The sequence below is a fragment of the Vibrio aestuarianus genome (assembly GCF_012395185.1).
In the GTDB taxonomy this organism is placed as follows: Bacteria; Pseudomonadota; Gammaproteobacteria; order Enterobacterales; family Vibrionaceae; genus Vibrio; species Vibrio aestuarianus.
In genome coordinates this window covers 113,887-128,224 of the sequence record NZ_JAAZTU010000002.1, presented here as the reverse complement: position 1 = coordinate 128,224, position 14,338 = coordinate 113,887, and the positions used below count along the sequence as shown (strand labels likewise).

Sequence of the window (14,338 nt, the reverse complement as noted above, 5' to 3'; positions counted from 1 at the left end):
ATCAGCCTCTTTGCTAACCGTTATTGGCTACTATTGGTATTAAAACAGTTCTTCACCAGCAGAAGATGAGTACACGCTGTCGGTTACTCTTTCTGCAACATATTCTTTGGGTTCAGTACCTTGGACGAAGTATTCGAACATGGAACTTGAATCAAATTTGTTGGTTAATAAACCAGTTTCTCTATCAATACGTACCCGTACGATGTTGGCTGGCACCAGCTTATTTTGCGCAGGAACATCGACCAATGATTGACGCATGAACTCGATCCAAGCAGGTTGCGCGGTTTTTGCACCCGCTTCAGCCCCAGAAACACCGTCATCATCAACGTTACTGTTTTCGGTGGTTCTACCTAAATTTCGATTGTGATCATCAAACCCGACCCATGCAATAGCAACCACTCCCGGTGCATAGCCGTTATACCAAGCATCTTTAGAATCATTGGTGGTACCGGTTTTTCCGCCAATGTCTCTGCGTTTGAGTTGTTGTGCACGCCAACCTGTACCATTCCAGCCTGTGCCTTCACGCCAGTTACCGCCACCCCAAATGTTGCTGTACATCATTTCACGGACCAAGAAGGCATTTTGCTCTGAAATCACTTGTGGAGCATAGTTGGTTTCAACATCTTGTTCTGCAAATTCGTTTTCTACCGCCGTCGAACATTGTTGGTGGCAAACCATTTTAGGCGTGGCCTGATATTCTAAGTCACCAAATGGGCCTTCGACTTTGCTGATGTAATACGGTTCAACATAATAACCACCGTTAGCAAAGACCGAGTAACCTTGCGCCATTTTAACTGGCGTTAAACTCCCAGCACCTAACGCTATGGTTTCTGAGCGTGGTACTTGGTTGATGTCGAAGCCGAATCGAGTCAGGTACTCTCGCGTTTCATCAAGACCGACAGCGCGCAGTACTCGTACCGCCATAACGTTTTTCGACTGTGCTAAACCAATGCGCAAACGTGTTGGGCCGATATAAGTGGGTGGCGAGTTTTTGGGACGCCATGCTGTACCTTGGCTCTTATCCCATTGATTGATTGGCGCATCATTAATTAAAGTCGCTAAAGTCATCCCTTTATCAATCGCTGCTGAATAAATAAATGGCTTAATACTGGAACCAACTTGACGGACAGATTGAGTCGCACGGTTAAACTTATTGTGGACAAAGTTAAAGCCACCCACCAATGCTAATACAGCGCCATTTTCAGGATCCATGGCGACAAAGGCGGTGTTAGCATTAGGAACTTGGCTTAAATGCCATTGTGGTTCTAAGTTTTGCATCTCATTTTCAGTGTCGCTATTCGCATCGCTGTTGGTTTTGGCTACGTTACGTACCCAAATTTGTTCACCAACCGCTAAAATATCGCTCGCTTTGTTGGGAACAGGTCCTTGACGTTCATCGCTCAAGAAGCGGCGTGCCCAGTTCATGCCATCCCACTGAATATCTTGTTGTCCTTGTCCTTTAACCCATACGCTTGCTGATTTATTACTCACCGCTGTTACAATGGCTGGGGACAAATCACCATAAGTCGGTTCATTTTTCAAATGGTCATCCATTTGCTGTTGGCCTAGAGCGGTTTGGCCTTCTTTCCAAACGATTTTTTCTGCACCGCGATAACCATGGCGTTCATCATACGCAAGTAGGTTATTGATCGCTGCATTGTTGGCGGCTTGTTGCTGCTTAGAGTCGACGGTGGTGGTCACAATCATACCTGATGTGTAAGCCTCTTCACCGTAGCGCTCAACCATCCACGCTCGGGCAATTTCAGCCACATAAGGTGCGTTTAGCTCGATTTCTGCACCGTGATATTTCGACATCAAAGGTTCATTACGCGCTTGCTCATATTGTGTTTGGGTGATGTATCGTTCATCGAGCATTCTCTGTAGTACAACGTTGCGGCGGTTGGTGGCTCGCTCAACAGAGTAAATAGGGTTCATGGTGGATGGGGCTTTTGGTAGACCTGCAATCAGTGCAATTTCACTCAGCGTCAAATCCTTCACTTCTTTACCAAAGTAAACCTGTGCAGCCGCGCCAATTCCATATGAACGGTAACCAAGGTAAATTTTATTAAGATAAAGCTCTAAAATTTCTTGTTTGCTCAGCAATTGCTCAATATGAATGGCAATAAAAATCTCTTTAATTTTTCGCATAATCTTCTTCTCATTTGAGAGATAGAAGTTGCGCGCAAGTTGTTGAGTAATCGTACTTGCCCCTTGCTTAGCACTGCCTGATGCGACAACGGCAATTGCGGCACGGGTGATACCTATTGGGTCGAAACCATAGTGTTCATAGAAACGACTGTCTTCGGTGGCAATGATTGCTTCGATAAGTTCGGGTGGCATCTCTTCAAGGCGCAATGGAATGCGGCGCTTTTCACCAAACTGAGATATGAGCTTGCCGTCTTGGCTATAGACTTGCATTGGAGTCTGTAATTGAACATCGCGCAAAGTCGCGACATCAGGAAGATCTGGCTTCACGTAAAAATAGAAGCCAAATATTGTAGTGACTCCAAGAATAATGCAAGTCAATGACAGTATGAACAAACGCTTTATGAACTTCACCGGATAATCCCTGTTTAGTAGAGGTTGCCCTAATGCAAACCCTTGTACTCTAGGCTAAAAACTTAGCTCTAAAAATAAATTATTGCTTATTTAACCTCAAAATAAGCGCGTTGAGCCGAGCATAGTCACTGGAGCTAAGCCGCATGGGTAAATCATTAGTTACGGGTATAGATATTGGCCACCATAGTATTAAAGCGGTGGTCTTAAAGCCAGTGAGTGGGTCGTATGTACTGGTTGGGTACAACGAATTACCTATTACTGAAGACATTTTCTTCGATAACCACACACTGAATTATCAGAAAATTGTAAAGAAACTCAAAGAACTAAGAAAGGGGTTACCATTATTTAGTCATAAAGTCGCAGTTTCAGTACCGGACAATGCAGTAATTAGCAAAGTATTACAAATAGATAGCTCTCTTGATGTTCGTGAAAAAGAGTTCGCCATTTATCAGGCATTTTCTCATCAATCTCCTTTTCCAATGCAAGAGTTAAGTCTCGATTTTGTCAAAGTAGCCGAAAAAAAACATTCTCGGGGTCCAACAGAGCATTATCAAGTATATGCAATCCGCAAAGAAGTGGTGGATTGCCGAGTTTTAGCTGTGCAAAAAGCGGGCTTTACACCCATCAATATCGACATGCAAGCGCACAGTTTATTACACATTTGGCAGTTAGCCAGCCAAACCAACCAGCGCAACGATTGGTTACTCATGGACGTGGGCTATACGCAAATAACGTTGTGTATCGACTTTAGTGATAAGGCTCCTTTTCATAAAACCATTGCACTTGGTTGTCAGTGGTTGGAACAGAAATCGGATGCGCATGGTGCTAACGCCAAACCAGTGGATAACGCAGAGCGATTTATTGATCAGTTAATTGAGCGCTTACAAAGGCAGATTCAACTGTTTACGTCAATCAATGGCGCGGGTCGACTATCGGGGGTTTGGCTTTGCGGTGGAGGAGCAAGCACTCCAAAATTAGCCGCTGAAATTACTTACCGTTTGAATCTTCAATGTGAAATTTTAAACCCCTTTTCTTTGTTTGATCTGCAAGCTTCTCCGAAAAAGGGAATGCTAACTGAAGGGGCGCATTTTAGTACAGCCGCTGGCATGGCACTGCGAGGCATTGAGTGGTGGGAGAATCGGCATGTTGCAGCGTATTAACTTATTGCCTTGGCGTGAACAACAAAGAGCTGCACATCAGCGCCGCTTTATTGGACTGACGATGCTAGGAGTTATATGCGCGTTAGGTATTCAGTGGGGGATTAGTCTTTATCTTACGGATCAAGCGCTGTATCAGCAGTCGCGTTTAGATTACCTCAATCACTATATTCAAAAGCTCGATACACAAATTAATGCTTTAAAACTGACCGAACAAGAACACAAGGCATTATTGACTCGTTTGTCTGTGGTCGAGTCTTTACAGCGGCAGCGCAATACAACCACTCAGTTGATGAACCTGATGCCGCAGTTGATACCTGAAGGCGTTTATATTGATAAGCTCAAAATGCAGGGGCAAAAAATTGAAGTGATGGGTATTGGTGATAGTACAGCGCGCTTGGCCACTATGTTAGACAATTTAGAAAAATCACCGTTATTAGCTGAAGTGGAAATGCATTCGATAGTGCATGGTAAGCAACGATTTGGTAAAGCGTTCCAGACATTTAGTCTCTCTTTTATGTTTCATGCTCCTACACCGAATAGCCGCCCTTCAATGGAGAGCACCAATGAGGGAGGTCGGCGTGGTTAGTTTTCAAGATTTGGATTTAGATGAGATAACAGAATGGCCTTTGTTACCTCAGTTACTTGTGATTGTACTGTTGATACTGATTCTCCAAGGCATCGGTGCTTGGTTTTATTTGATGCCTAAAAATGATCAATTACAGCTTTTAAAGCAGCAAGAGCCGCTGCTAAAAACGACACTAAAGATAAAAGCAAGTAAAGCGGCAACTCTACCGTACTTGCAAGCTCAGCTTGATGAATTGGCTCTACGCTATGATTTTTTACTACGCCAGTTACCCGTGCAACAGGAGTTAGCCAGTATGTTGGCTGCGGTTAATCAATTAGGGTTAGAAAGCTCACTGACATTTACTCGCATTGATTGGGGTGAAAAGCAAAATCAAGATTTCTTATACCGCTTGCCTTTGAATATCGAGTTGACTGGTGACTATCACGATATTGGTGAATTTTCACAAGCAATTGCCAAGTTGCCGCGCATCATCAATTTTGATGATGCTGATTGGCAGAGAGTTAGTCAGGAAAGTAGCACGCTGCATTTTAGGGTACGTGCCTATACCTATCAGTTTAAGCCTGAGGTTGACGATGGAATTCAATAGGTTTTGGGTGGTGTTTTTTCTCATGTTCAGTGGGTTGGTTGGCTGTAAAGCCAATCAAGATTCGCTGAGTGATTATGTCTCGCAAGTGGAAGGTCAAGCGTTAAAAGAGACGGCAGAACTAAAACCGTTGATTCCATTGAACGTGGCACGCTATGAGCAGCGTGCAGGCCGCGAACCTTTTCTGTTGCCTCCTGAGGCTATAGTGGCGAACCACCCAACGGCGAAAGCTGATTGTTGGCAACCGCCAAGTCGTTCAAGAAGTGGTTTGCTTGAGCGTTACACTTTGAGCGAACTGAGGCTAAAAGGATTGATGAGCCGCGATGGTTCGGTATCCGCTTTGATACAGACCCCGCAAGGCAATGTGGTCATAATTAAAGCCGGGCAATATGTAGGTGAAAATCATGGCAAGGTGACCCGTGTCGACGCTAATTACTTACTCATTAATGAAATCGTGCCAGATGGTTTGGGCTGTTGGAATAAACGCAATGTCAAATTGGCTCTGTAATAGACAGTGAATCAAATCAATTAAAAATAAAGGATTATATACAGATGGTCATGGTCTTTCGGGGTCTTCTATGCAGCCTGCTTTTGAGTATGGTTAGCCTAAGTATTGCTGCACAGGCTCAGTTGCATAATGAACTCAAGCATATCGATTTTCGAGTCAATAAAAACCAAGAGGCGGTATTGATTGTTGAGCTTGTCTCGCCATCGGTAGTGGTTAATGTGCAAAAAGCGACAAAAGGCCTAAGCATTGAATTACTCGAAACCAAGGTGCTAGACGAAAAGCTATCTGTATTGGATGTGCAAGATTTTGCAACGTTAGTGGAAAGCATAGAGGTCTTTCGTAAAGAATCGAACACACAGTTATTGGTTACCATCAATGGTCAATACCAGTACGATTACCGTTTAAAGGGAAAGTATCTTGAGGTGGTCATGAGTCCACTCACTCAAGAAGAAGCGCCACAAAATAAACAACTATTGGCAGCCGAAGGCAAATTAATTTCGATTAACTTCCAAGACATTCCTGTGCGTAGTGTGTTGCAACTTATCGCGGACTATAACGAGTTCAATTTAGTGGTGTCTGACTCGGTTGTTGGCAACCTGACACTGCGCCTTGATGGTGTACCCTGGCAGCAAGTCCTTGATATTATTTTACAAGTTAAAGGGTTAGATAAGCGCGTTGAGGGCAATGTGATTATAGTAGCTCCTAAGCAGGAATTAGACAGTAGAGAAAAGCAGCAATTAGAGAAAGCACGTTTGGCTGAAGAGTTAGGGGATCTTCACTCTGAGATTATTAATATTAACTTTGCTAAAGCATCGGATATTGCCGAAATGATCGGTGGCGAAGGTCCCCTGAGCATGCTTTCTCAGCGCGGTTCAATTAGCGTTGATGAACGAACAAACTCGCTACTAATCCGCGAGCTTCCCGATAATATTAGTGTAATTCGGCACATTATCGCAGCACTTGATATTCCGGTGAAACAAGTGCAAATCGAAGCAAGAATTGTGGCCGTCAATGAAGGTAACTTAGATGAACTCGGTGTGCGTTGGGGTTTTACATCGACCAATGGTGACAACACGGTAGGAGGAAGTATTGAAAGTAATTTGTTCCAAGCCAGTTTGTTAAATGAAAGTACATTGCCAGTTGATGATTTTTTGAATGTAAACCTTGCCGCAACATCAGCTAATGCCTCAAGTATCGCTTTTCAGGTGGCGAAGCTTGGGTCTGATTTGTTGTTGGATTTAGAGCTTTCAGCCCTACAGCGCGAATCAAAAGCAGAAATTATTTCGAGTCCTCGTTTGATCACTACCAATAAAAAACCGGCCTATATCGAACAAGGGACAGAAATTCCTTATCTCGAATCCTCCTCTAGCGGGGCAACCAGCGTTTCTTTTAAAAAAGCAGTGCTGAGCCTAAAAGTCACACCACAAATCACTCCAGACAACCGTTTAGTGTTGGATTTGAGTGTGACTCAAGATAGACCAGGGGAAGTGGTCAAAACGGGTACAGGAGAAGCGGTAGCCATCAACACACAGCGTATTGGCACACAAGTACTGGTTAATAATGGTGAAACCGTTGTTTTGGGTGGGATATTTCAACACAGCATTAGTAATACGGTTGATAAAGTACCGCTGTTGGGGGACTTGCCTTTACTCGGTGTTTTATTCCGTCGTTCTTATGAACAGGTGGGCAAAAGTGAGCTACTTATTTTTGTGACTCCCAAGGTTGTCATTCAATAACTTACTGACGATATTGCCCTTGATTAAAAAATAAAGTTGCATTAGTGCCACCATATCTAGATAATTTCGGGTCTTATCACGAATTATCTGTGAGGAATAGGTGCCACAGACATAGTAACGGTTAGTATAATACTGGCCTATCTTGTGGCGATGTCATTGAATTAACGTTGTAAATTACTGCTAAACATGGCTGAGAAACGCAATATTTTCCTTGTTGGCCCGATGGGTGCCGGCAAAAGTACAATTGGTAGACACCTTGCTCAACAACTGCATATGGAGTTTTTAGACTCTGATACAGTCATTGAAGAGCGTACAGGCGCAGATATCGCTTGGGTATTTGACGTCGAAGGTGAAGAGGGCTTCCGTAAACGTGAGGAAGCTGTAATTAATGACCTAACCGAGAAACAAGGTATTGTACTCGCAACAGGCGGTGGCTCTGTTAAGAGTAAAGAGAACCGTAATCGTTTATCTGCTCGTGGTATTGTGGTCTACCTTGAAACGACGATTGAAAAACAACTTGCACGTACGAACCGTGACAAAAAACGTCCATTGCTTCAAACAGACAATCCACGTGAAGTCTTAGAATCTTTGGCCGGTGAGCGTAATGACCTTTACGACGAAGTCGCAGATTTCACCGTTCGTACCGACGATCAAAGTGCAAAAGTGGTAGCCAACGAGATCGTAAAAATGCTAGAAGAACGTTCTTAAGTTCTTTATTTTGGAGTGCAAACCATGGAACGGATTACGGTCAGTTTAGATGAGCGTAGCTACCCAATCTCAATTGGCGCCGGATTATTTAATGATCCGGCCCTCCTTTCTTTCCTCTCTGCAAAACAAAAAGTAGTCGTGATCAGCAATGTTACGGTTGCCCCTTTGTATGCAGCAAAAATTTTAGCGCTTCTTGAGCATTATGGTTGTCAGGCTTCTTTGCTTGAACTGCCAGATGGTGAGCAGTACAAAACCTTAGATACCTTTAACACTGTAATGAGTTACCTTTTAGAAGGTAATTACAGCCGAGACGTTGTGATTATTGCACTCGGCGGTGGAGTTATTGGTGACTTAGTCGGTTTTGCTTCCTCATGCTACCAACGCGGCGTTGATTTCATTCAGGTTCCAACCACGTTACTTTCTCAAGTTGATTCTTCTGTCGGTGGAAAAACCGCAGTCAATCATCCCTTGGGCAAGAATATGATTGGTGCTTTTTATCAACCTAAAGCGGTGATTATCGATACACAATGCTTATCCACTTTGCCTGAACGCGAATTTTCTGCGGGTATGGCTGAGGTGATCAAGTATGGCATTATTTACGATTATGATTTCTTTGTTTGGTTAGAAGAAAACCTAGACAAATTATACGCTTTAGATGAAAAAGCACTGGCGTATGCGATTGCTCGTTGTTGCCAAATTAAAGCGGATGTTGTGGCTCAAGATGAAAAAGAGTCAGGAATTCGTGCGTTATTGAACCTGGGTCATACATTTGGTCATGCGATCGAGGCTGAGCTGGGTTATGGTAATTGGCTGCACGGTGAAGCGGTATCTTCAGGTACGGTAATGGCGGCAAAAACGGCTCAACTGCAAGGTTTGATTGATGAGCAGCAAGTTGAGCGAATTATTTCTATACTCAAGAAAGCGAAGTTACCAGTGCATACACCGCAAAGCATGTCTTTTGCTGACTTTATGCGTCATATGATGCGTGATAAAAAAGTGCTTTCAGGTGAATTGCGTTTGGTGTTGCCGACGAGTATCGGTACTTCAGAAGTCGTGAAAGGTGTACCGGAAGCCATTATTGAACAAGCGATAGACTTCTGCCGCACGCTATAGATCTTCATTGATACAAATTTGATCATTGTTTGTCAGTAGGATGGCCTAATGAGTTTGGCGCATGAGTTACGAGTATTAGAATTAGATTCTCAAGTAGAGCTGCTAGAACGTTTGCAGCTTTTAACTAATTTTGGTTCTAATGTTATTACGGTTGGTGGTGGCCAAGGCTATGGCAAATCATGGCTTGCTCAGCGATATCTTGAAGCGTGGGCGGAAGATAAAAACCAATCACTGTTATCGTGCCATCCTAATCAAGATGAACAGCAGCGTCGCGCGACCATTCTCACTCAGATCGTCTCCGGTCCCTTATTTAATCCTCATGATTCACTTGCTGAGAGCCTGACTCATCTACTGGATGGTGGCGGCTGTGATGTGGTGATTGTTGTCGACGATGCTCATTTATTGTCGGAAGCGCTTATTTCTGAATTGTGGATGTTAGTGTTAGAAGCACAATCTAATCCGCTATGGACGATTAACGTGGTCTTATTTGCACAAGCCAATAGCCTTGATGCACTTTTAACGCGTCTGAGCTATGGGCAAGAGCAAAAACCTGTTGAGCTTGAAATTGAACCGCTGACCAATGAAGAAGCGGATCGCCTATTCGAAAATTTGGTAATGCGCTACGTTGAAGACAATATGGAACGTCGTATTCGTAATGCTTACAAGAAAGTAAAACGAGTACCGGGGGAAATTATGGCATTAGGAGAACAGAAAATGGAAAGAAGGATTATTATCCGCTCTATTATTGGCTCTCCAGCCAAAATTGCCGCTTTGGTTGTGTTGTTATTAGTTGTGATTGGCGGTGGTTATTGGTGGCTATTGAATCAACCGACTCCGGGGGACGAAGCGCAGCAAACCGCTAGCAACGTTGAACAAACGGTGATCCCAACCTTAGCCATTGCTGCAACCGATACGGACAATAAGATCGCGACAGAGCCGGCAGAGACAGCCTCGGGCAGTTCAGATACACCTACTGATCCTAGTTATGTTGGCGCAATCGATGATTCAAGTGCATTACCACCAGATGTAATGGACAGTATCGCAAGTGTTGGTGTGACAGAAGAAGATCAACAACGTGTAGTGATTGAATCGGATGTTGTCGATGCTTTACTTGAAGGTAATCAAACTAAGGTTGATACCTCGGTTATCGATAATGCGCTTGCCGATGCGCAGCGTCAAAATGAGCAAGAGAACACAACACCTTCAGAACAGATTACACAAAATGTTGCTCCGGTTAAGATTACATTTTCTTTTGCAAGAGACGAACTAAAAGCGTTTTCTCCTCGCAGTTATACTTTGCAATTAGCGGCTGTTAATTCATTAGAAGAGGCGCAGAAGTTTATTGACCAGTACCAATTGAAAGAAAATATACGCATTTACCCAACATTACGTAATGACGTGGAATGGTACATCATTACTTACGATAACTACCCAACGATCCAGTTTGCTCGTGATGCGGTGGCCACGTTACCTAAGGCGCTGCAATCGGTAGGTCCTTGGGCTAAATCGCTAAGTCAGGTACACCGAGAGATTGAACGTGCGAAATAACGCTGAGCTTGGCGCAAAAATATGTTACATTCCGCAGCCTTATTTTGTGGTTGAAAGATAGAGCAGTAAATGAAGAAGCAGCGTGCCTTTCTTAAATGGGCTGGTGGTAAATATGGCCTAGTAGAAGATATTCAACGTCACCTGCCGCCTGCTCGTAAATTGGTCGAGCCATTTGTCGGCGCGGGTTCTATCTTCCTCAACACCGATTTCGAACAGTATTTGTTGGCTGATATCAACCCAGATCTGATCAACTTGTATAATCTTCTCAAAGAGCAGCCTGAACTTTATATTACTGAATCGAAACGTTGGTTTACGGCTGAAAATAATCGCAAAGAAGCCTATCTCGATGTACGTAAAGAGTTTAATCAGAGCGATGATGTGCTATATCGATCTTTGGCATTTTTATACATGAACCGCTTTGGTTTTAATGGCCTATGCCGTTATAACAAAAAAGGCGGGTTTAATGTCCCATTTGGTTCTTACAAAAAACCCTATTTCCCAGAAGCGGAATTGGAGTTTTTTGCAGAAAAAGCCAAAAAAGCCACCTTTATTTGTGAAGGGTACGAAGAGACTTTTCGCCGAACTCGTAAAGGGTGTGTAGTGTATTGTGATCCGCCGTATGCTCCGCTTTCTAGCACCGCCAACTTTACCTCTTATGCTGGTAATGGATTTTCATTAGACGATCAAGCCGCATTGGCTGATGTTGCAGAAAAAGCGGCAGTACGTGGTGTGCCAGTACTCATTTCTAACCATGACACCAAGCTAACTCGTCGCTTGTATCACGGCGCTGAGCTTAACGTGGTCAAAGTCAAACGTACCATTAGCCGTAATGGGGCTGGGCGTAATAAAGTGGATGAACTGTTGGCATTATTTAATGCAAATGATAGCCACGACTAACATTTACATCCTAAATCATCCATCAAGCTAGGATCTCCCCGTCAGCTTAGGTAGAATTGCGGGCGAATTTTGCTCATCACGCATTTTGCTCTCACTAGCCTAAGAGGTCAGGTATGAAAGATTTCCTTATTGCCCCATCTATTCTCTCTGCAGATTTTGCGCGTCTTGGTGAAGACGTTGAAAAAGTGCTCGCAGCTGGGGCAGACGTAGTTCACTTTGATGTTATGGATAACCACTACGTGCCTAACCTGACATTTGGTGCGCCAATTTGTAAAGCACTGCGTGACTACGGCATTACGGCACCGATTGATGTGCATTTGATGGTAAAACCGGTTGATCGCATCATCCCCGATTTCGCGAAAGCGGGCGCTTCGATGATTACTTTCCACGTTGAAGCGTCTGATCATGTCGATCGCACTTTGCAATTGATTAAAGAACACGGCTGTAAAGCGGGTGTGGTATTAAACCCTGCAACACCGCTTTCTCACCTCGAATTTATCATGGATAAAGTGGACATGATTTTGCTGATGTCGGTTAACCCTGGTTTTGGTGGTCAATCCTTCATTCCACATACATTGGATAAACTGCGCGCGGTTCGTCAATTGATTGAACAGTCTGGCCGAGATATTCGCCTTGAAATCGATGGTGGCGTGAAGGTAGACAACATCAAAGAAATCGCTGAAGCGGGGGCTGATATGTTTGTGGCGGGTTCAGCCATTTTCGGTGAGCCTGATTACAAAGCCGTGATTGATAAGATGCGTGCAGAGCTAGCTAACGCAGGTTAAATTACACAATAATAACCATATTCAAAGGGGCTTGATGCCCCTTATCTATTACTGCCCTTGGCCTATTTTCGGAAATAAAGATGTCTTTAAGCTCAATAAAATTAATTGCCTTTGATTTAGACGGCACACTGCTTGATAGCGTGCCAGATTTAGCTGTTGCTGCTGACCAAGCGGTGCAATCGTTAGGTTACCCGGCGGTGTCTGAGCTACAAGTTCGTGACTACGTTGGCAATGGCGCCGATGTGTTGATTGCTCGTTCATTAAGCCAAAGCTTAACCATCGATCCAGAATTGAGCGACAAAGTTAAAGCGACCGCTCGTGAGCGTTTTGATGACTTCTATGAACAAACGGGTCACAAGCTTAGCCATTTGTATCCACAGGTGAAAGAGACCTTAGCAGCGTTACACAAAGCTGGTTTCACACTGGCTTTGGTGACCAATAAACCGTCGAAATTTGTCCCTGATGTACTGGCGCAGCATGGTATTGCGGATTTTTTTGCCGATGTTATTGGTGGTGATACGTTCCCAATCAAAAAACCCGACCCAATGGCGCTCAATTGGTTGTTGGATAAACACCAGATGACAGCAAGCGATATGCTGATGGTGGGTGATTCTAAAAACGATATCTTGGCGGCGAAAAATGCAGGTTGTTTCTCGTTTGGTTTAACTTACGGTTACAACCACGGTGAGCCTATTTCTGACTCAAAGCCGGATTATGTCGCTGATTGTATTGATCAGTTGCTCGATTTAGTACCAGTTTCTGCATAAAAGTTAGCACAAGACGCTAGTAAAATACTCGTCAATGAGTACACTGCAATAACCGCGCAATTCTTTGATTGAATTGGCGCGGTTTTTTAACAGACTTTTTCAGTCCTATCTCATTTTAAGTAACAAGGAAATCATCCCATGAGCAAACCCATTGTATTGAGTGGTGTTCAACCGTCTGGTGAACTAAGTATCGGTAACTACTTGGGTGCTCTACGTCAATGGCAACAGATGCAAGATGACTATGATTGCCAATATTGCGTGGTTGACCTGCATGCTGTCACGGTTCGTCAAGACCCGAAAGCATTGCATGAAGCAACCTTAGACGCATTATCAATTTGTCTTGCTGTTGGTGTTGACCCTAAGAAGAGCACGCTATTTGTTCAGTCACATGTACCAGAGCATGCTCAATTGGGTTGGCTTCTTAACTGTTACACGCAAATGGGTGAACTGAGCCGTATGACTCAGTTTAAAGACAAATCAGCACGTTACGCGAATGATGTGAATGCGGGGCTATTTGGTTATCCAGTGCTGATGGCAGCAGATATTCTGCTGTACGGAGCGCATCAAGTGCCAGTAGGCAGTGACCAAAAGCAACACCTTGAGCTGGCACGCGATATCGCGACACGCTTTAATAATATCTACAGCCCAGAAAACCCAATCTTTACCATTCCTGAGCCATACATCCCACAAGTGAATGCACGCGTAATGAGCCTTCAAGACGCGACGAAGAAGATGTCGAAGTCGGATGATAACCGTAAGAACGTCATTACTCTGCTTGAAGATCCAAAATCGATCATTAAGAAGATCAATAAAGCGCAGACTGACACTGAAACACCGCCACGTATTGCTTTTGATACCGAAAGTAAAGCGGGTATTTCGAACTTAATGAGCTTGTACTCGGCGGCAACAGGTAAAACCTTTGCTGAAATTGAAGCGCAATATCAAGGCGTAGAAATGTACGGACCATTTAAGAAAGATGTGGGTGAAGCTCTGGTTGCGATGCTTGAACCAGTACAAGCTGAGTACGCCCGTATTCGTGAAGATCGCGCTTACCTAGATTCAGTAATGAAAGCGGGCGCAGAAAAAGCATCAGCTCGTGCTGCAGTGACGTTGAAGAAAGCTTACCAAGCGGTAGGTTTTGTGACTCGCCCTTAAACTCAGTTTACCTCTTTTTAAGCCTCTAGTTTTCTAGGGGCTTTTTGTTAGTTGCAACTTCTCTTTCCTTATTTTTCCTCTCAAAAATCAGCCAAATATTATATTAATTAATCTGTAATGATTCTGTAGGCAAATCTATTTACCTTCTCTGTTGAAAGTTTGCGTTCGGTTCAAGTATTTACTCTAACTATGAGAGTTTGATCTCGATATGAATTGTGAATGTTTTGTCATTT

General features: G+C 43.7%; 13 protein-coding genes. 12 read left to right on the top strand and 1 reads right to left on the bottom strand.

All coding sequences use genetic code 11. The features are described from left to right. Nucleotides 1-39: 39 nt before the first annotated feature. Nucleotides 40-2,559 (bottom strand): PBP1A family penicillin-binding protein, encoded by a 2,520-nt coding sequence (locus HGG78_RS01470; protein WP_172531878.1) that lies wholly within the window; start codon nucleotides 2,557-2,559, stop codon nucleotides 40-42. Nucleotides 2,560-2,702: 143 nt separating this feature from the next. On the opposite strand from HGG78_RS01470, the gene pilM reads away from it, so the two are divergent. The 12 genes from pilM to trpS all read left to right on the top strand — a co-directional run bounded on the left by pilM (nucleotide 2,703) and on the right by trpS (nucleotide 14,105). Next, on the top strand, nucleotides 2,703-3,719 hold the full coding sequence (gene pilM / locus HGG78_RS01465; protein WP_172531877.1) for a type IV pilus assembly protein PilM: 1,017 nt from the start codon (nucleotides 2,703-2,705) through the stop codon (nucleotides 3,717-3,719). Beyond that, on the top strand, nucleotides 3,703-4,305 hold the full coding sequence (locus HGG78_RS01460) for a PilN domain-containing protein (protein WP_172531876.1): 603 nt from the start codon (nucleotides 3,703-3,705) through the stop codon (nucleotides 4,303-4,305). The genes pilM and HGG78_RS01460 overlap by 17 nt, the downstream gene beginning before the upstream one ends. After that, nucleotides 4,298-4,891: a type IV pilus inner membrane component PilO gene (locus tag HGG78_RS01455; protein WP_168520835.1), complete on the top strand. Its 594-nt coding sequence runs from the start codon at nucleotides 4,298-4,300 to the stop codon at nucleotides 4,889-4,891. The genes HGG78_RS01460 and HGG78_RS01455 overlap by 8 nt, the downstream gene beginning before the upstream one ends. Beyond that, nucleotides 4,878-5,396 (top strand): pilus assembly protein PilP, encoded by a 519-nt coding sequence (locus HGG78_RS01450; protein WP_172531875.1) that lies wholly within the window; start codon nucleotides 4,878-4,880, stop codon nucleotides 5,394-5,396. Before HGG78_RS01455 ends, HGG78_RS01450 begins: the two co-directional genes overlap by 14 nt. Nucleotides 5,397-5,485: 89 nt before the next feature. Continuing rightward, entirely contained in the window at nucleotides 5,486-7,132 is a 1,647-nt protein-coding gene (locus tag HGG78_RS01445) for a type IV pilus secretin PilQ (protein WP_422108873.1), read from the top strand. 186 nt (nucleotides 7,133-7,318) lie between these two features. Further along, nucleotides 7,319-7,840: a shikimate kinase AroK gene (gene aroK / locus HGG78_RS01440; protein ID WP_053309563.1), complete on the top strand. Its 522-nt coding sequence runs from the start codon at nucleotides 7,319-7,321 to the stop codon at nucleotides 7,838-7,840. A 24-nt stretch (nucleotides 7,841-7,864) separates the two neighbouring features. After that, nucleotides 7,865-8,953 (top strand): 3-dehydroquinate synthase, encoded by a 1,089-nt coding sequence (gene aroB, locus HGG78_RS01435; RefSeq protein WP_053309562.1) that lies wholly within the window; start codon nucleotides 7,865-7,867, stop codon nucleotides 8,951-8,953. 48 nt (nucleotides 8,954-9,001) lie between these two features. Further along, nucleotides 9,002-10,501, top strand: coding sequence for an SPOR domain-containing protein (locus tag HGG78_RS01430; protein ID WP_172531873.1), 1,500 nt, complete (start codon nucleotides 9,002-9,004; stop codon nucleotides 10,499-10,501). 69 nt (nucleotides 10,502-10,570) lie between these two features. Further along, nucleotides 10,571-11,398: a Dam family site-specific DNA-(adenine-N6)-methyltransferase gene (locus HGG78_RS01425; protein ID WP_053309560.1), complete on the top strand. Its 828-nt coding sequence runs from the start codon at nucleotides 10,571-10,573 to the stop codon at nucleotides 11,396-11,398. A 113-nt stretch (nucleotides 11,399-11,511) separates the two neighbouring features. Next, nucleotides 11,512-12,183 (top strand): ribulose-phosphate 3-epimerase, encoded by a 672-nt coding sequence (gene rpe, locus HGG78_RS01420; protein ID WP_053309559.1) that lies wholly within the window; start codon nucleotides 11,512-11,514, stop codon nucleotides 12,181-12,183. Nucleotides 12,184-12,263: 80 nt separating this feature from the next. Then, on the top strand, nucleotides 12,264-12,950 hold the full coding sequence (locus HGG78_RS01415) for a phosphoglycolate phosphatase (protein WP_172531872.1): 687 nt from the start codon (nucleotides 12,264-12,266) through the stop codon (nucleotides 12,948-12,950). 138 nt (nucleotides 12,951-13,088) lie between these two features. Beyond that, nucleotides 13,089-14,105 carry a tryptophan--tRNA ligase gene (gene trpS, locus HGG78_RS01410; protein ID WP_053309557.1) on the top strand — a complete coding sequence of 339 codons (1,017 nt, stop codon included), beginning with the start codon at nucleotides 13,089-13,091 and terminating at the stop codon, nucleotides 14,103-14,105. Nucleotides 14,106-14,338: the final 233 nt, after the last annotated feature.